Source organism: Streptomyces sp. NPDC026500, assembly GCF_055567635.1.
This window is the reverse complement of record NZ_JBVHQB010000005.1, coordinates 31,235-48,391: the sequence shown is the minus strand read 5'-3', so window position 1 is coordinate 48,391 and position 17,157 is coordinate 31,235. Positions and strand designations below refer to the sequence as shown.

Annotated in this window: 15 protein-coding genes; 4 read left to right on the top strand and 11 right to left on the bottom strand. The window is 72.6% G+C overall.

Translation table 11 applies throughout. The annotated features are described in order from the left end of the window. Window positions 1-84 precede the first annotated feature (84 nt). The 4 genes from ACZ4N5_RS10890 to lipB all read right to left on the bottom strand — a co-directional run bounded on the left by ACZ4N5_RS10890 (window position 85) and on the right by lipB (window position 3,267). Window positions 85-783 carry a DUF4191 domain-containing protein gene (locus tag ACZ4N5_RS10890; RefSeq protein WP_467756776.1) on the bottom strand — a complete coding sequence of 233 codons (699 nt, stop codon included), beginning with the start codon at window positions 781-783 and terminating at the stop codon, window positions 85-87. A gap of 94 nt (window positions 784-877) precedes the next feature. Then, on the bottom strand, window positions 878-1,072 hold the full coding sequence (locus ACZ4N5_RS10885; protein ID WP_103553051.1) for an SCO2195 family GlnR-regulated protein: 195 nt from the start codon (window positions 1,070-1,072) through the stop codon (window positions 878-880). Window positions 1,073-1,363: 291 nt separating this feature from the next. Then, the gene (lipA, locus tag ACZ4N5_RS10880) at window positions 1,364-2,329 is read right to left on the bottom strand and encodes a lipoyl synthase (RefSeq protein WP_467756775.1); all 966 of its coding nucleotides are present in this window, start codon (window positions 2,327-2,329) and stop codon (window positions 1,364-1,366) included. Window positions 2,330-2,460: 131 nt separating this feature from the next. After that, the gene (lipB, locus tag ACZ4N5_RS10875) at window positions 2,461-3,267 is read right to left on the bottom strand and encodes a lipoyl(octanoyl) transferase LipB (protein WP_467756774.1); all 807 of its coding nucleotides are present in this window, start codon (window positions 3,265-3,267) and stop codon (window positions 2,461-2,463) included. A 332-nt stretch (window positions 3,268-3,599) separates the two neighbouring features. On the opposite strand from lipB, the gene ACZ4N5_RS10870 reads away from it, so the two are divergent. After that, complete coding sequence (locus tag ACZ4N5_RS10870; RefSeq protein WP_467756773.1) at window positions 3,600-5,075, top strand: regulator; 1,476 nt, start codon at window positions 3,600-3,602, stop codon at window positions 5,073-5,075. Window positions 5,076-5,350: 275 nt separating this feature from the next. Here ACZ4N5_RS10870 and ACZ4N5_RS10865 read toward each other — a convergent pair whose 3' ends face one another. Both ACZ4N5_RS10865 and ACZ4N5_RS10860 read right to left on the bottom strand, forming a co-directional pair. After that, window positions 5,351-6,712, bottom strand: a complete 1,362-nt coding sequence (locus tag ACZ4N5_RS10865) for an NAD(P)/FAD-dependent oxidoreductase (protein WP_467757111.1) — start codon at window positions 6,710-6,712, stop codon at window positions 5,351-5,353. Between the two features lie 536 nt (window positions 6,713-7,248). Further along, window positions 7,249-8,166, bottom strand: a complete 918-nt coding sequence (locus ACZ4N5_RS10860) for a TIGR01777 family oxidoreductase (protein WP_467756772.1) — start codon at window positions 8,164-8,166, stop codon at window positions 7,249-7,251. A gap of 72 nt (window positions 8,167-8,238) precedes the next feature. Between ACZ4N5_RS10860 and ACZ4N5_RS10855 the strand changes: the two genes are divergently transcribed. Further along, window positions 8,239-8,730, top strand: a complete 492-nt coding sequence (locus ACZ4N5_RS10855) for a GNAT family N-acetyltransferase (protein ID WP_467756771.1) — start codon at window positions 8,239-8,241, stop codon at window positions 8,728-8,730. On the opposite strand, the gene ACZ4N5_RS10850 is transcribed toward ACZ4N5_RS10855, so the two are convergent. Beyond that, on the bottom strand, window positions 8,731-9,432 hold the full coding sequence (locus tag ACZ4N5_RS10850; RefSeq protein ID WP_467756770.1) for a TetR/AcrR family transcriptional regulator: 702 nt from the start codon (window positions 9,430-9,432) through the stop codon (window positions 8,731-8,733). 312 nt (window positions 9,433-9,744) lie between these two features. Next, window positions 9,745-10,929, bottom strand: a complete 1,185-nt coding sequence (locus tag ACZ4N5_RS10845) for a MarP family serine protease (protein ID WP_467756769.1) — start codon at window positions 10,927-10,929, stop codon at window positions 9,745-9,747. Window positions 10,930-11,207: 278 nt separating this feature from the next. On the opposite strand from ACZ4N5_RS10845, the gene ACZ4N5_RS10840 reads away from it, so the two are divergent. Beyond that, complete coding sequence (locus ACZ4N5_RS10840; protein WP_467756768.1) at window positions 11,208-12,062, top strand: peptidoglycan recognition protein family protein; 855 nt, start codon at window positions 11,208-11,210, stop codon at window positions 12,060-12,062. 112 nt (window positions 12,063-12,174) lie between these two features. Next, window positions 12,175-12,492, top strand: coding sequence for a hypothetical protein (locus ACZ4N5_RS10835; RefSeq protein ID WP_467756767.1), 318 nt, complete (start codon window positions 12,175-12,177; stop codon window positions 12,490-12,492). A gap of 110 nt (window positions 12,493-12,602) precedes the next feature. Here ACZ4N5_RS10835 and ACZ4N5_RS10830 read toward each other — a convergent pair whose 3' ends face one another. The 3 genes from ACZ4N5_RS10830 to aceE form a co-directional block, all read right to left on the bottom strand. Then, window positions 12,603-13,124: a DUF4240 domain-containing protein gene (locus ACZ4N5_RS10830; RefSeq protein WP_261708527.1), complete on the bottom strand. Its 522-nt coding sequence runs from the start codon at window positions 13,122-13,124 to the stop codon at window positions 12,603-12,605. Window positions 13,125-13,266: 142 nt separating this feature from the next. Then, on the bottom strand, window positions 13,267-14,238 hold the full coding sequence (locus ACZ4N5_RS10825) for a helix-turn-helix transcriptional regulator (protein WP_467756766.1): 972 nt from the start codon (window positions 14,236-14,238) through the stop codon (window positions 13,267-13,269). A gap of 178 nt (window positions 14,239-14,416) precedes the next feature. Further along, complete coding sequence (aceE, locus tag ACZ4N5_RS10820; RefSeq protein WP_467756765.1) at window positions 14,417-17,122, bottom strand: pyruvate dehydrogenase (acetyl-transferring), homodimeric type; 2,706 nt, start codon at window positions 17,120-17,122, stop codon at window positions 14,417-14,419. Between the last annotated feature and the right edge of the window lie 35 nt (window positions 17,123-17,157).

The following is a 17,157-nucleotide window of genomic DNA, read 5'->3' as shown; positions in this document are numbered from 1 at the left end:
TGGGGCGCCCGGAGAATCTCCGGGCGCCCCATCGGCGTAGAACGTGGAACTGCGCGGTACCGCGCAGAGGCCGTAGCTGGAGGGTCAGCCCTTCGGGCCGCCGCGCGGCATCCGCATGCCCTTGGGCATCGGACCCTTCGGCAGCGGCATGTTGCTCATCAGGTCGCCCATCGCGCGCAACCGGTCGTTGGTCGCGGTGACCTGAGGGCCGGCGAGCACGCGCGGCAGCTTCAGCATCGTCGTGCGGAGCTTCTTCAGCTCCACCTGGCCCTCGCCGGTGCCCACGAGAATGTCGTGCACCGGGACGTCCGCGACGATCCGCGCCATCTTCTTCTTCTCGGCGGCCAGCAGGCTCTTCACCCGGTTCGGGTTGCCCTCGGCGACCAGCACGATGCCGGCCTTGCCGACCGCGCGGTGCACCACGTCCTGGCTGCGGTTCATCGCCACCGCCGGGGTCGTGGTCCAGCCTCGGCCGATGTTGTCGAGCACCGCCGCGGCCGCGCCCGGCTGTCCCTCCATCTGCCCGAAGGCGGCCCGCTCGGCCCTGCGTCCGAAGACGATCGCCGTCGCGAGGAAGGCGAGCAGAAGCCCGAGGATGCCGAGATAGACCGGGTAACCGATCAAGAAGCCGATCGCGAGGAAGACACCGAGGGTGAGAATTCCGACAGCCGCGAGTACAAGACCGATCTTGGAATCGGCCTTGCGGGTCATTTTGTACGTCAGAGCGATCTGCTTGAGTCGCCCGGGGTTCGCAGCGTCCGCTGCGGGTTCCTTCCTCGCCATGCCACGAGTCTACGTGGCCCGGGAAGCGCCGGTGACGGCAGTACCGGCGGGCGGGACCGCTGCACCGGGGGAGCGGCGGTCGGGAGTGCGTCGCTCAGGAGTGCGAGACGGATTCCAGCACGCGCTGCGCCTCGACGCGGTCCTTGGCACGGCGACGGTCCTCCAGGACGGAGGTCCAGGCGTTGCGGCGAGCGGTGCGCTGCCCGCTGCTCATGAGCAGCGACTCGACGGCACGGAGTGCATCGGTGAACGACGGAATCGCGGTGGCGCGTACGGGCGCGGCCTGCATGATGGAGGTCCCCCCTCGGGATCGGCGGCTCGGACGGGGCGGTGCGTGACGTAGGACCAGGGTCACTGTTTGGTGTTACCAGGGCGTGACCGACCGGTCAAACACCAGTGAAGCCTTGATACGGCGGGTCCACTTCCTGACGTGGTCCGTATGGTGGCTCCAACTGCGCGGATGCCGCGGGGGATGTGAACGGCCCCTTGTGAATACCGGGCCGCTTGTGCCCGGATTCACACAAAAGCGGTGGCACTCGGTGCCACCGCTTTCGTTTCGCAACGTGATCCGTTCGGCGTATCAGACCGCCTGAGAGGCGATGTACGCCCCTCGCTTCTCGACGGCCATCTGGTACAGGCGGCCGGCCCGGTACGAGGAGCGGACGAGCGGGCCCGACATGACGCCGGAGAAGCCGATCTCCTCGGCCTCCTCCTTGAGTTCCACGAACTCGTGCGGCTTGACCCAGCGCTCCACGGGGTGGTGACGCACGGAGGGGCGCAGGTACTGCGTGATCGTGATGAGCTCGCAGCCCGCGTCGTGCAGCTGCTGGAGCGCCTCGCTGACCTCTTCGCGGGTCTCGCCCATGCCGAGGATCAGGTTCGATTTCGTGACCAGACCGTAGTCGCGGGCCTCGGTGATGACCTTGAGCGAGCGCTCGTAGCGGAAGCCCGGACGGATGCGCTTGAAGATCCGGGGGACGGTCTCGACGTTGTGCGCGAAGACCTCGGGGCGCGAGGAGAAGACCTCGGCGAGGTGCTCGGGCTCGGCGTTGAAGTCCGGGGCGAGCAGTTCGACCTTGGTGCGGCCGGCCTCGCGGCCCGCGGTCTGGGCGTGGATCTGGCGGACCGTCTCGGCGTACAGCCAGGCACCGCCGTCCTCCAGGTCGTCGCGGGCGACGCCGGTGATGGTGGCGTAGTTCAGGTCCATCGTGACCACGGACTCACCGACACGGCGCGGCTCGTCGCGGTCCAACGCCTCGGGCTTGCCGGTGTCGATCTGGCAGAAGTCGCAGCGCCGCGTGCACTGGTCACCGCCGATGAGGAAGGTGGCCTCGCGGTCTTCCCAGCACTCGTAGATGTTGGGGCAGCCCGCCTCCTGGCAGACCGTGTGCAGACCCTCGCTCTTCACGAGGCTCTGCATCTTCGTGTACTCGGGGCCCATCTTCGCCCGGGTCTTGATCCACTCGGGCTTGCGCTCGATGGGGGTCTGGCTGTTCCGGACCTCCAGGCGCAGCATTTTGCGTCCGTCGGGTGCGACTGCGGACACATCGGCTCCCTGTAACTTCGATTCTTCGGCGTACACCAGGGTACGCCCGTGCGGTTCTCGGCCCCCGAGGTGGGCAACCTTCGGGAGCGGGGGTGCATTCCCGGGGGCTTCCCGCCGTGGGGGCGCGGGTTCTAGGCCGGGGCGGCTTCGACGACACGCGGCTTCAGGTCCGCGTTCGCCAGTACGTCCCCGAGGTGCTTCTCGGCCACCGGGAGGACCTCGGCGATGCTCACGTCGCGGCCCAGCTCGCCCGCGAGGGAGGCGACCCCCGCGTCGCGGATGCCGCACGGGATGATCCGGTCGAACCAGGCGTTGTCCGGGTTCACGTTCAGGGCGAAGCCGTGCATGGTGACGCCCTTGGCGACACGGATGCCGATCGCGGCGATCTTGCGGTCCTCGCGGCGCTGGCCCGCGTTGGACGGGGCGTACTCCGGACCGTTGAGCCGCGGGTCGAACTCCTCGTCCTGCAGTCGCGGGTCGAAGTCGAGGGAGAGGCCCCCGAGCGCGGAGGACCCCTCGGCGGGGTCCTTGGCGTCACCCAGGATCCAGACGCCGCTGCGGCCCTCGACCCTGCTGGTCTCCAGGCCGAACTCCGCACACGTACGGATGAGCGCCTCTTCAAGACGGCGTACGTGTGCTACGACGTCCACCGGGCGCGGGAGCTTCTGAATGGGGTAGCCGACCAGCTGGCCCGGACCGTGCCAGGTGATCTTGCCGCCGCGGTCCACGTCGATGACGGGCGTGCCGTCCAGGGGCCGCTCGTTGTCCGCCGTGCGCCGGCCCGCGGTGTAGACCGGCGGGTGCTCCAGGAGCAGACAGGTGTCGGGAATCTCGTCCAGGAACCGGGCGGCGTGCACGCGACGCTGCTCGTCCCACGCCTCCTGGTACTCGACGGCCTCGGCACCGAATCCCATGCGGACGAACCGCAACTCACTCACGGCAAGCGCCTCCCTAGAAGGTTCCTCGGGCACGTGGTGGTCCCCGTGCGGGGCACGCGGAGGAACCTTTCGCCAGGTCCGTGGCGCGCCCAAGCCACTGTACGTCCGACCGATCCGCGTCAGCCCGACAGCCAATCCTCACACGATCGGATGAATGAATGTCGATATGTGCGATGCGGTGCTTACGCTCCGCTACATTCGCGCCGTTCACGAGGCCATAAGGGCTGCTCACAGGCAATCCGGGCACGAGGAGTCCTCGGGGGAGGCGCGAGCACGTTCCACGCCGCCCCGAGGCCCCTTGGGGACCCGAAAGGCAGGAGACCGCACCGCAGATGACGGAACGACCCGCGCAGCGCACTCCCAATCGACAGCTCGCCGCGCTCATCGCAGAAGCGGGGTTCTCCAACGCAGGTCTCGCCCGTCGCGTGGACCAGCTCGGGCTCGAACACGGACTGGACCTGAGATACGACAAGACATCCGTGACCCGGTGGCTGCGGGGCCAGCAGCCCCGCGGGACCACCCCGGCGCTCATCGCCGAGGTCTTCACGCGCCGCCTCGGCCGGCGCCTGAGCGCGCAGGACCTGGGGCTCGACGCCTGCGCACCCGTGTACGCGGGGCTGGAGTTCGCCGCGACGCCCGAGGAGGCCGTGGACATCGTCAGCGGTCTGTGGCGCAAGGACTCCGGCAGCCACGCCGAGCTCCGCAAGATCGCCTTCACCCCGGCCGGACTCGTCGTGCCCAGCCGGGACTGGCTGATCGGCCGGGCCGACGACCGGGTCGCCCGAGGAGAGCAGCCCTCACGCGTGCCCGCCCAGGGCCGCCCGGCGGTGCCCAGGGTCATGGCACCGCCCGAGCAGGGCGGACCCTCGTCCCGGCAGCGCGGCCGGACCGAGCGTGGCCCCGGCCAGCGGGTCAGCGGCGGGGACATCGCCGCGCTCCGCTCGGTCGGCGAACTCTTCCGCGCCCTCGACCACGCCTACGGCGGCGGCCACGCCCGCCAGGCGCTGGTCCGCTATCTGGAGCACGAGGCCGAGCCGATGCTGCGCGGCTCGTACGGGGAGCAGACCGGCCGGCACCTGTTCGCCGCCGCCGCCGATCTCACCCGGCTCGCCGGCTGGACGTCGTACGACATCGGCGCGCACGGACTCGCGCAGCGATACTTCGTCCAGGCGCTGCGCCTGGCGCAGGCCGCGGGCGACCGGGTGTACGGCTCCTACGTGCTCATCACGATGAGCCGGCAGGCCGTGTACCTCGGGCACGGGCGCGAGGCCGTGCAGCTCGCGCGGGTCGCCCAGCAGGGCCTCGGCTCGGGTGGTCCGCACGTCGTGCAGGCGCTGCTGCACGCCGTCGAGGCGCGCGGCCACGGGGTGCTCGGCGAGGTACGGGCCTGCACGGCCTCCCTCGTCCGGGCCGAGCGCGCGCTGGAGACGTCCCGGACCGGCGACGAAGTCCCGCAGTGGGCCCGGTACTTCGACGAGGCACAGCTCGCCGACGAGTTCGGGCACTGTCACCGGGACCTTCAGCAGTTCCGGGCCGCGGCGCAGCACGCCGAACGCTCCCTGCAGCTGCGGGCGCCCGGATACGCGCGCAGCAGGCTGTTCTGCCGGGTGGTGCTCGCCTCGGCACGGCTCGGGCTCGGAGAGCTCGACCAGGCCTGTCTGCTGGGCGCGGAGGCCGCGGGGCAGGCGGCGGAGATGCGGTCGGCGCGGGCCGTGGAGTACGTACGGGACTTCGAGAAACGGCTCGAACCGTACAGGGACGCCGCACCCGTCCGCGGCTACCGCGACAAGGTGGCCGCGCTGAACTGAGCGGCAGGCGGGGCGTCCCCGGTCTCCGGCCTGGGGTGCCGGAGACCGGGAAGCTCTATGCGCTCACCGGCGGAGGCGGCCCGCCGGTGAGCGGGCCTCGGTCCGCTCGGCGGCCGGGTCACCCCGCCGGGAGTCCAGGCCCACCCTGCCGGAGCTCCGTCCCTCGCCCGGGACAGCCGCCCCGCCCGTCGGTGGGCCCTCGGTCCGTCCGGCGGGAGGCCGGGCCCACCCCCGCCGGGGGACCGCCCGAACCCCGGGAGCCCGGGAGCCCGGGGTCACGCGGCGGCGGACTCCATGGGCTCCGCTAAGGGGGCCGGGCGGACGTCCAGGTCGGTCAGGAGGGCGTGGGCGGCCCGCCGGGCGGAGTGCAGGGCGCCCTGCACCGTGCTGGTGTCCCGGTGGTCGCCGCACACGTACAGGCCCGCGAGCAGCCGCACCGGGCGGCGCGGATCGTGCGGTGGTGGCATCGCCGGGACCGCCTCGGGTTCGTGATGGACCGCCAGCAGCTCCCAGCGGGCCGTCGACGTTCCGTAGAGACGGGCCAGTTGGGCACGGACCGCCGCGTCGAGGTGGGCCGCGGCGGGCGGAGTGCCCAGCACGGTCGAGGAGATCAGGGCGCGGCCGGCGGGTGCCCGGGTGGGGTCGACCTGGCTGACCACCGCCGTGTGCGCCACCGGACCGCTCCGGTCGGCGTCCAGGAGCAACGCCGGGGCGGTGAGCGGGGGTTCGTCCGTGGTGTGGTGCAGGACGGTCACCGGATGGAAGGCCGGGACGTGCAGTCCGGGCAGGAACTGGGCGGCGGCGCGGGCGCCGGTCGCCAACAGGATGGCCCGGCAACGGAGTTCGCCGTGGTCCTTCGTCGTCACACGGGTCGTGGAGACGGCGGTGACCTCGACACCCGTGTGCACGGTGCCCGGCGGAAGGGCGGCCGCCAGCAGTTCGGGCAGCGCGTCCGCGCCGCCCTCCGGCAGGCACAGCCGGCCCGTCGCGAAGGAGTGCAGCGCGAGGTCGGCGCAACGGCTCGACGTCTGGAGGTCCGGGTCGCACAGCAGGGCCGCGAGGAGGGGGCGCAGAAAGGCGTCGACCGTACGGGCCGGGAGGCCCCGGGCGGTCAACGCCCGCGCCGCGGTGAGATCCGGACGGGCGAGCAGGCGCTCCGGCGGAGTGGCGGCGAGACGCGCGAGGGCTGTGTTGAGACGGGACTGGTCGAGGGGACCGCCGAGCGGTCCGGGGCGGGTGGTTCCGCGCGCGGGCCGGGGCAGCGGAAGCCGGGGGGCGCTCGCGAGGGCGCGCGCGGTGGTGAGTGCGCCCCTCGCGCTCCGGGGAGTGCCTGGCGCGCCCGCCTGGTGGCGGTGGCCGTCGCTGTGCAGCAGCACGCCCGGGGAGAACGGGCACAGGACCAGGGCGCCCAGGCCCGGGGTGTGGCGCAGTTCCGGGTACGAGGTGGACAGGAGCCGGCCGAGCCGGTCCAGCCGGAAGCCGTCGATTTTCTCCGTGGACATACGGCCGCCCACATCGGGGGCGGCCTCCAGGACGGTGGTCCTCAGCCCCGCCCCGGTCAGATGCCGTGCGGCCGCGAGACCGGCGACACCGGCTCCCACGACGACGACGTCCACGTCTTCCGCGATCTCCGCCATGTGCGCGGCTTGGCGTGCGGGCTCTAGCACGTGCCCCTCCTCGAGGTTGCGCGGCCGGTGGGGACGTCATGCCCCCAACACGCTTCTGGAATACCCGAGTTCGGATCGAGGGTGCGAGGTGCGGGCGCAAGGGGGAAGTCGCGCGACGGCCGTGCACGGGAGCATGGGGGGTGCATGTACCCGCCCGGCGGGGGCAGTTGGACCCGCCGGAGGCGGCACACGTGCCCCCGGCGGCACACCGCGGGGGGTGGCACCCCGGCGGGGGCGGCGAGCCGGGGGGTGGTGGCTCGTCGGGGCGGCCCCCGTCCGGGGTGGAGCACCCGGTGGCGGTGAGACCCGACAGGACCGGGAACGCCCAGCGGGGCGTAGCGGCACTCCGGATGCGCCACCCGTCCGGGTGGAGCACCCGGTGGAGGCGGAGCATCCGGAGGTGGCGGGATCCGCCGGGGGTGGAGCATCCGGAAACGGTGGGACCCGCCGGGGTGGATCTCCCGAGGAGGCGGAGGTGCTCCGGGATTGCCCGGAGCTGCGCCCGCTCAGTCCAGGGTCGCTCGCAGTGCTCCCTCGATCGAGGGGAACGCGAAGGTGAAGCCGGATTCCAGGAGGCGGGTGGGCAGGACGCGTTGGCTGCCCAGGATGTCCTCGGCCATGTCGCCGAGGGCGAGGCGCAGGAGCGGGGCGGGAGCGGTGACGAGGGTCGGGCGGCGCAGGACGCGGCCCATGGCTTCGGTGATCTCGCCGTTGGTGAGGGGGTCGGGGGCGGTCAGGTTCACCGGCCCCGACAGCGACTCCGTGTCGATCAGATGCCGGATCGCGGCCACCTCGTCGTGCAGCGCGATGTAGCTCCAGTACTGGCGCCCGTTCCCCATCCGCCCCCCGACGCCCGCCCGGAACAGCGGGATCAGCCTGGCCCAGGCCCCGCCCTCGCGGGCCACCACGAGCCCGGTCCTGGGCAGCACCGTACGAACCCCCGCCTCCTGCGCGGGAGCCGTCGCCTCCTCCCACTCGACGCAGACGGAGGGCAGGAACCCGTCCCCGGGCGGCGCCGACTCGTCCACCGCACGGCCGTCCGTGTCCCCGTAGAACCCGATCGCGCTTCCGTTGACGAAGACCCGCGGCGGTTCGTCGAGCGAGGCCACCGCCTCCGCGAGCGTCGCCGTCCCGAGCACCCGGCTGTCCCGGATCATCCGCTTGTACGCCCGCGTCCAGGGCCGCCCCGCGACCGGGGCCCCCGCCAGATTGACCACGGCGGCACACCCGATGAGCCCCACCGCGTCGATCCGCTGCCGCTGTGGATCCCAACGGACCTCGTCCGGTGAGCGCGGCTCACGGCGCACGAGCCGGACCACCTCGTGTCCCTCGGCGCTCAGGGAGCGCGCCAGCGCGGAGCCGATCAGGCCGGACGCGCCGGCGATCACGATGCGGGAACCCGGGGGCAACGGTGATTCGCTCATGGGTCCATCCTGCCCGTGCCGCGGCGGACTTCACGGAACGGACGCCAGCGCGGCGGCCGTACAGTGACCGGTATGTCAGCTGCTCCGCGGATACGCACCGCCACCCTCGACGACGAGGACGCGCTCGGCCGGCTCGACCGCGACACCTGGTCCACGCTGCACGCCGTCATGCCGCGCCCCCGGCCGCCGTACGAACCTTTCTACAGCGAGCGGTTCGGTCCCCGGGACCATTTCGTCGCCGAGCTCGACGGTCGGCTCGTGGGGTACATCCGGCTGGGCTTCCCGACCCCGCTCGCCTGCAACGCGCACGTCCGGCAGATTCTCGGACTCGCCGTCGCCGGCGAGGCTCGCGGCGCCGGAGTGGGCCGCGCGCTGCTGCGGGCGGTGCGGGAGGAGGCCCGGCGCCAGGGCGCCCGGCGCATCACGCTGCGCGTGCTCGGCCACAACACCCCGGCGCGCAGGCTGTACGAGTCCGAGGGGTTCGTCGTCGAGGGGATTCTGCCCGAAGAGTTCCTGCTGGACGGCGTGTACGTGGACGACGTCCTGATGGGGCGCCCGCTCTGATCAGTTCTCGCCGTCGGCGGGCAACGGGTGCGGGCCGCCCATGAGATGACGAAGACAGCGGACCGCCAGCTCGGCGGGTGAACCCGGTCCGTCGGCCGCCGCGTCCGTGGCCGCCCAGGTCTCCAGGGCGATCCGGATCGCGTCCGTGGCCGCGGCGGCGGTCAGCCGGGTCTCCAGCGGGTCCGCACCGGTGCCCGCCAGCCGGGCGACCACCGGGATGAGGCATTCCTCCGACTCCTGGTTCACCCGGTACCAGACGGCGCGCAGCGCCGGATCGTCGACGGCCGCCCGCAACAGGGTACGGGTCTGCTCCAGCCGCTCGGCCGCGTGCGCGTCCGGGGCGGACAGGGCCTCCCCGATCGCCCGCTCCAGGGCCTTCGGCAGCGCCGTGCCCGGCTCCGTCGCCGCGAGCAGGGCACGCCAGTGGTCGCCTCCGGCGGCGAGCAGCGGGCCCACGGCGTCCTGCTTGTTGCGGAAGTAGCGGTAGAAGGTGCGCAGCGCCACCCCGGCCCGGCGGGCGATGTCCTCCGCCGTGGTGCCGTCCGGACCGTACTCCGTGAAGAGCTCCGCGGCCGCGCGCGCGATGTCGAGCTGGGTCGCCGCCTTGCGGCGCTCGGTCAGCGAAAGTGCGGGGGCTTCGGGCGCGGGGGACGGCTGGCTGCTCACGGGGAAAGCGTACGCCGGGAGAGGGGTGGGGGGCATGTTTCGCCGATGCGGCAAAGCGTGCCACTTGGTGGGTCGTGGAGGCGGCGCCGTGGGCGCCCGCACCGCCGGGGCCCGCGCCCGGACGGCCGTGCTGCCCAACGGGGGCCAGGGATGTTCCCGAGCGGGAGGGCAGGGCATGCCCCCGAACCATGGGCAGACGTTCTCCCTGGCCGGGGTCGGGCCACGGGCCGTGCTCCCCGGCCAGGGTCAGGACTCGGCCGACGTCAGGGCCCGGCCGGTGTCCGGACTCGGCCGGTGTCAGGTCCCGGCCGGTGTCAGGGGCCGGCCGACGTCAGGGGCCGGCCGACGTCAGGAGGTGACGAGGTCGCCCGAGTCCACGCGGGCCGTGGCGCGCGCCGCCCTGTGGGCGTCGCCCGCGACCTCGTGCGCCGTCAGTACGTACCCCGTCTCGCTGTCCGAGGTCGAACGGGCGAAGACCACGCCGTACACCTTGCCGTCGGTGGTGAGGAGCGGACCGCCGGAGTTGCCCGGACGGACGGTCGAGCGGATCGAGTAGATCTCGCGGGTGACCGTGCCGGAGTTGTAGATGTTCTGGCCCGTCGCGTTGATGCGGTTCGCGACCGTGGCCGCCTGGAGGTCGAGGCCGCCGTCCTGCGGGTAGCCCGCGACCACCGCGGAGTCGCCGCGCGAGGCGACTCCGTCGAAGTGGAGGACCGGGGCCCGCAGACCCGGTACGTACAGGACGGCGACGTCCTTCTGCGGATCGAAGAGCACGACCCGCGCCTGATAGGGGCGGCCGACCCCGCCCACCCGCACGGTCGGCCGGTCGATGCCCGCCACCACGTGCGCGTTGGTCATCACGTGCCGGGAGGCGTAGACGAAGCCGCTGCCCTCCCGGCCCTGGTTGCCCGAGACGCCCTCGACCTTCACGGTGCTCAGCTTCGCGGCGTTCGTCGCGGACGGCGTCACGCTGTCCCCGGACGGCTTGGCGACACCGGCCGTCGGTTCGTTCTCGAACGGGTTGAAGACCTGAGGGAAGCCCGCCTCCGTGAGCGCCGAGGTGGCGCGCGAGAACCAGGTCGGCGTGGTCTCCGGCATCGTCTGCTGCACCGCGCCCAGCAGCGCAGAGTTGCGGATGGACTGCGTCACCACCGTCGACGAGGACGCGCCGAGGACGCTCGCCGCCACCCAGGCCACCAGCAGCACGGCCAGCGTGTTCGCCGCGGCTCCGCCGATCCCGTCGGCCACCCGCAACGGCCCCTCGTCCAGCTCGCGGCGCAGCTTCAGCGCCAGCCGCCCGGCCAGCTCGTGACCCACCACGGCGGGCACCAGCACCGTGAGCACCGCCGTCACCGTCGCCGCCGGTGTCCCCGCGGTGACCAGCTCCATCATCCAGGGAAGCACCCAAACGCCGATGACGGCACCGCCCACGAAACCGGCCAGCGAGACACAGCCGGCCACCAGGCCGCGGCGGTACCCGGACGCCGCGTAGACCAGGATCACCAGCATCAGCAGGAGGTCGAGCACGTCCACGGAGCCGCCTTTCTCTAGGGCCCCTTAGTACGCGTCGGGCGGGCCCAGTGATCAGCCACGCGCGTTCGGTGCCGCGGAAACGGCCACACACCCGTGGACCTGTAGAAACGTCCCGGGTACGTCCGATGGTTCCACCAGGTGGCACACCACACATCGCGGCCCGCGCGGATCCGGGTCAGGGTGGCTCCATGCGTGTCTTCCGGAAGCCGCGGGGGCCTCGAATACGGAGCGGGGAGCGAGCTTCCCGCTCCGCGCGTCATGGGCGCCACGGGCGCCCGGTGCCCCGAGCCCGCGAGGTTCGCACCGGCGCGGAACGAGAGTCCAGCGCCCCTCTGTCGTCCGGTGTGCGCCGGCACGCGCCGGTAGGGCTGCCGAGACCGGTCCTCGTCGTCCTCGGGTGCATACCCGGCCTGCTCGCCCTGATGGCGCTGATGCTGTGCGCGGCCGGCGCGGACCGCACGGCGGGCCGCGCGTCCGCCCCGACCCCGCCTCCGGTCGCGGCCCGGCTCACGGTGCCCCACCCCGTCGCCCGGCCGGTCATCGTGCCGCGCTCGAAGTGGCTCGACGCCACGAGCACGCGCAAGCAGCCGCCGCCCCGCTACGACGACCGTGTCGTCGCGGTCTTCATCCACCACACCGACTCGCCGAACGGCTACGACTGTGCCGACGTGCCCCGCATCATCCGCGACGTCTACGCGGGCCAGACCGGCGCCAAACAGTGGGACGACATCGGCTACAACTTCCTCGTCGACCGCTGCGGCACGATCTACGAGGGCCGCGCGGGCGGCGTCGACCGGCCCGTCACCGGGGCGCACACGCAGGGCTTCAACCATCGCTCCGCGGGGATCGCCGCGATCGGGACCTTCACGACGGGAGCACAGGTGCCGAGGGCGATGATCGACGCGATCGCCCGTCTCGCGGCCTGGAAACTCGGGCTCGCCGGCGTCGACCCCCGGGGCACGGTCCGCCTCGTCTCCAGCAACAGCCTCAGCCGTTTCGCGGCGGGCACCGCCGCCAGGCTCTCCACCGTCTCCGGCCACAACGCCGCCTTCATGACCCGCTGCCCCGGCGCGGCCCTCACCGCCCGCCTCCCCGAGATCCGCGCCCTGGCGGCCCGCTACCAGGGCCGCTGACCACCCGGCCGAACCCCGCGCCGACAGTCACAGGTACGCCCCCGGCCGCTCACAGGCTCCCCAGAGCCGTGCGTCCTACGGTCGCCGTACGCACTGACCGGAGGTGGGGATCATGAGGCTCAGTCGGACGGAGCCCGCGGGCCACGCGGGGAGCGGGGCGCACGCGCGGCGCATCGCGGGCGCGCAGGACGCCGGGAGGGCGGGGGAACCTGCCGGCGGCAGGGCGAAGGGCGCGCGTGGCCCGTGGGCGGTGGTCTGCGCGATGGCGACGGTCGTGCTGGGCCCGGCGGCGGTCACGGCGTCCGCGCTCGACCAGGCCAACGCGGCCCCGATGCATCACACGGTGCGCGCCGAACAGCCGCAGGCGTACATCCCCTCGGACCTCGGCCGACAACGGACCGCGGCCTGGAAGCGGTCCGGCGACACCTGAGACGCCGGCCGGCCCCTCCCGCAGCGAGGCCGACCGCTCCGCGGCCGGTTCCGCAGCCGCTTCCGCCCGTCCTGCCGCTCCTGCCGCTCCTGCCGGTCCCGTCGGTCCCGTCAGTCCTCCCTGAACCGCTCCCACAGCTTGGGGTAGCGCTCCGCGATGACGGACTCGTTCTCGAATTCGAGCGGGGTGCCCTCGGGCTCCGCGGCCGCGGCCGGGATGCCCAGGGCGGGCGCGACGGCACCGGTCAGCTGCTCGTAGGCCTCGTCGGCCGCGTAGCCCAGCTCCTCGCCGTCGCCGTCGATCTCCTCGTCGAAGTCCTCCAGGAGCTCGGCGAGCGTGTCGGGGTCGTGCATCGCGCCCTCGAAGACCTCCCGGCCCTGGCCGATCAGCCAGCACCGGAAGAAGTCGAAGGCGTCGTCACTGGCACCGTCGAGCAGTACCCAGGCCGCGCCCCACAGGTCCCAGCGGTACGCGCGGTTGTAGCGGGACTCGAAGTGCCGGGCGAAGTCCAGGACGGAGTCCGGGTCCAGCTGGACGAGCCGCTCGACGAGCAGATCGGCCTGTTCCTCGGGGTCGCCCTCGGCAGTCTCGCGGGTCGTGTCCACCAGCTGCCAGAACTCCGTCTCGTCCATCACGGGTCCAGCATCGGTCCTGGGCGGGAGGGACGCACGTGGAGTGGCGCAGATTGTTATGCATGCACATGCCGAAGGTAAAACCGCCGGGTTCGTACGGATTTCAAGCGGGCGGCGGGAAGCGGCTCCACAGGGCCCGCGATCACCGGTAGAGCGCCGCCGATTCGGCCGCGTCCGCGGCGCAACGCGCCCGCAGGACCGCCGGAGCGAGCACCTCCACCTCAGGCCCGAGCCCCCGCAGCTGTATGCGGGCGACTTCCTCCGACTCGACCGGGAGCGTGAGGGTCACCCAGCCCCGTCCGTCGGGGGCACCGGACGTGCCGAGCCCCTCCTTCGCGGACACGGGATCAGTGACGTACGGCAGCTGTCGTACGCCCTCCGGGGACAGCCGTACGACGACCTCGGACCGCAGGACGGACCGGGCGAACTCCTCGGCCCGCTCCTCCCAGAACGCGGGCAGGTCGAACCCGTCGTCCCGGCGGAACCGCTCCGCACCGATGTCGACGGCGGTGAATCGGTCGATCCGGTACACCCGGAAGGCCGCCGCGTCCGCGACCCGCGCACACAGGTACCAGACGCCCGCCTTCAGGACGAGCCCGTACGGTTCGAGCGCCCGCTCCACCTCCGCCTCGCCCCGCCGGTAGCGCGCGAGGACCGGGCGGTCGTCCCACACCGCGTCCGCGACCGAGGGCAGCAGCTCCGGCGTCCGCGGCTCGCTGAACCAGGCGGGCGCGTCCAGATGGAACCGTTGCGCCGCCGTGCGCGAGGCGTCCCGAACGGAGGGCAGCAGCGCCGCCGACACCTTGAGCCGCGCCGCCGAGGCGGTGTCCTCAAGGCCCATCTCGCGCAGCGCCCCCGGCACCCCGCTCAGGAACAGCGCCTCCGCCTCGCTGCGCGCGAGCCCCGTCAGCCGTGTCCGGTACCCGCCGACCAGGCGGTAGCCCCCCGACCGCCCCCGGTCCGCGTACACCGGGACCCCCGCCTCCGACAGCGCCTGCGCGTCCCGCGTGATCGTGCGCTCGGACACCTCCAGCTCCCGCGCCAGCTCGGCGGCGGTCATCGAGGCGCGGGCCTGGAGCAGCAGCACCATCTTGATCAGACGAGCAGCACGCATGTGTTCATGATGCCGGGCACCACTGACAACGCGGAGACGGGGCGGCCGACCTCGCCGGGCCGCCGCGTAAGGCCGCCGCGCGAGGGTGCCTCGCAGACCGCCACGCAACGGCGCCCGGAAAGACCGAGAAGGGGTACGGCGGCCGCCGTACCCCTTCTCCGGGTTCAACCCCCGTGCACTACAGGCCGTAGCGCTCCCGGGCCTCCTTCACCGCCGACGCCTTGACCTCACCGCGGCGGGCGAGCTGCGCCAGCGCCGCGACGACGATCGACTGCGCGTCCACGCCGAAGTGGCGGCGGGCCGCCGCGCGGGTGTCGGAGAGACCGAAGCCGTCGGCACCGAGCGAGGACCAGTCCTGCTCGACCCACTGCGCGATCTGGTCCGGGACCTGGCGCATGTAGTCGGAGACCGCGAGCACCGGGCCCTCGGCGCCCTGCAGCGCCTGGCGGACGAACGGCATCCGCTCCTCGCCGCGCAGCAGGGCCGCGTCGGCCTCCAGCGCGTCGCGGCGCAGCTCCGTCCAGGAGGTCGCGGACCACACGTCGGCGGCCACGCCCCACTCCTCGGCGAGCAGCCGCTGGGCCTCCAGGGTCCAGTGGATCGCCGTGCCGGAGCCGAGCAGCTGGATGCGCGGAGCGTTCGCCGCCGCCACGTTCAGGCCCGCCGACTCCGCCGTGTTGAAGCGGTACAGGCCCTTGAGGATGCCCTCGTCGATACCGAGACCGGCCGGCTTGGCCGGCTGAGGCATCGGCTCGTTGTAGACGGTCAGGTAGTAGAAGACGTCTGGGTCCTCGCCCGGGGCCGCCTCGCCGTACATCCGGCGCAGACCGTCCTTGACGATCGCCGCGATCTCGTACGCGAACGCCGGGTCGTAGGACAGTGCCGCCGGGTTGGTCGCCGCGATGACGGGGGAGTGGCCGTCGGCGTGCTGCAGGCCCTCACCGGTCAGGGTCGTACGACCGGCCGTGGCACCGACCAGGAAGCCGCGGCCGAGCTGGTCGCCGAGCTGCCACATCTGGTCGGCCGTGCGCTGCCAGCCGAACATCGAGTAGAAGATGTAGAAGGGGATCATCGCTTCGCCGTGCGTGGAGTACGCGGTGGACGCGGCGATGAAGTCCGCCATGGAGCCGGCCTCGGTGATCCCCTCGTTGAGGATCTGGCCGTCCTCGGCCTCCTTGTAGTACATGAGCTGGTCGCGGTCGACCGGCTCGTACGTCTGGCCCTTGGGCGAGTAGATGCCCAGCGACGGGAAGAGCGACTCCATACCGAAGGTACGGGCCTCGTCCGGGACGATCGGCACCCAGCGCCGGCCGGTCTGCTTGTCGCGGACCAGGTCCTTGACCAGCCGGACGAACGCCATCGTCGTCGCCAGGTTCTGGGTGCCGGAGCCCTTGTCGAAGGACGCGAACGTCTTGTCGGCGGGGGCCGGCAGCGGGGCCAGGGCGTGTGTGCGGCGGGCCGGGGCCGGGCCGCCGAGGGCCGCGCGGCGCTCCTGGAGGTAACGGACCTCGGGAGAGTCGGCGCCCGGGTGGCCGTACGGCACCACGCCGTCGACGAACTGGCTGTCGGAGATGGGCAGTTCGAGCAGATCACGCATTTGCTTGAACTCGTCCGTCGACAGCTTCTTCATCTGGTGGTTGGCGTTCTTCGACGCGAAGCCCTCGCCGAGGGTGTGGCCCTTGACCGTCTGGGCCAGGATCACCGTCGGCGCGCCCTTGTGGGAGAGGGCGGCGCGGTAGGCCGCGTACACCTTGCGCGCCTCGTGGCCACCGCGCGAGAGGTGGAAGCACTCGAGGATCTTGTCGTCGCTCAGCAGCTTCGCCATCTCGACGAGCGCCGGGTCGGCGCCGAAGAAGTCCTGGCGGATGTAGGCGGCGTCGCGGGTCTGGTACGTCTGCACCTGCGCGTCGGGCACCTGGCGCAGGCGGCGGACGAGCGCGCCCGTGGTGTCGAGCTGGAACAGCTCGTCCCAGGCGTTGCCCCACAGCGACTTCACGACGTTCCAGCCGGCGCCGCGGAACTGGGCCTCCAGCTCCTGCACGATCTTGAAGTTCGCGCGCACCGGGCCGTCGAGGCGCTGCAGGTTGCAGTTGATGACGAAGGTCAGGTTGTCCAGACCCTCGCGCGAGGCGAGTGCGAGTGCCGCCGTCGACTCCGGCTCGTCCATCTCGCCGTCACCGAGGAACGCCCACACGTGCGACGCCGAGACGTCCTTGATGCCGCGGTTGGTGAGGTAACGGTTGAAGCGGGCCTGGTAGATCGCCGACAGCGGGCCGAGGCCCATGGAGACGGTCGGGAACTCCCACAGCCAGGGCAGCCGGCGCGGGTGCGGGTACGACGGGAGGCCGCTGCCGCCCGCCTCCTGGCGGAAATTGTCCAGGTGGTGCTCGGTCAGGCGCCCGTCGAGGAAGGCACGGGCGTAGATGCCGGGGGAGGCGTGGCCCTGGATGTAGAGCTGGTCGCCGGACCCGTCACCCTCCTTGCCCTTGAAGAAGTGGTTGAAGCCGGTCTCGTAGAGCCAGGCCGCGGAGGCGAAGGTGGCGATGTGGCCGCCGACGCCGTGCTTCGCGCCCCGGGTCACCATCGCGGCCGCGTTCCAGCGGTTCCACGCGGTGATCCTGGCTTCCATCGCCTCGTCGCCGTCCACGGTGGGCTCGGCGGCGGTGGGGATGGTGTTGACGTAGTCGGTCTCGAGCAGCTTGGGCAGCGCGAGACCGTTGCCCTCGGCGCGCTCCAGCGTGCGGCGCATCAGGTACGCGGCACGGTGCGGCCCGGCCGCCTGGGTGACGGCGTCCAGGGAGGCCTGCCACTCGGCGGTCTCCTCGGGGTCGCGGTCCGGGAGCTGGTCGAGCTCGCTCGGCTGGATTGCGGTGGGGTCGGTCATTGCGCCGCCTTCCGGATGCGGAGGGGGGTTCCCTC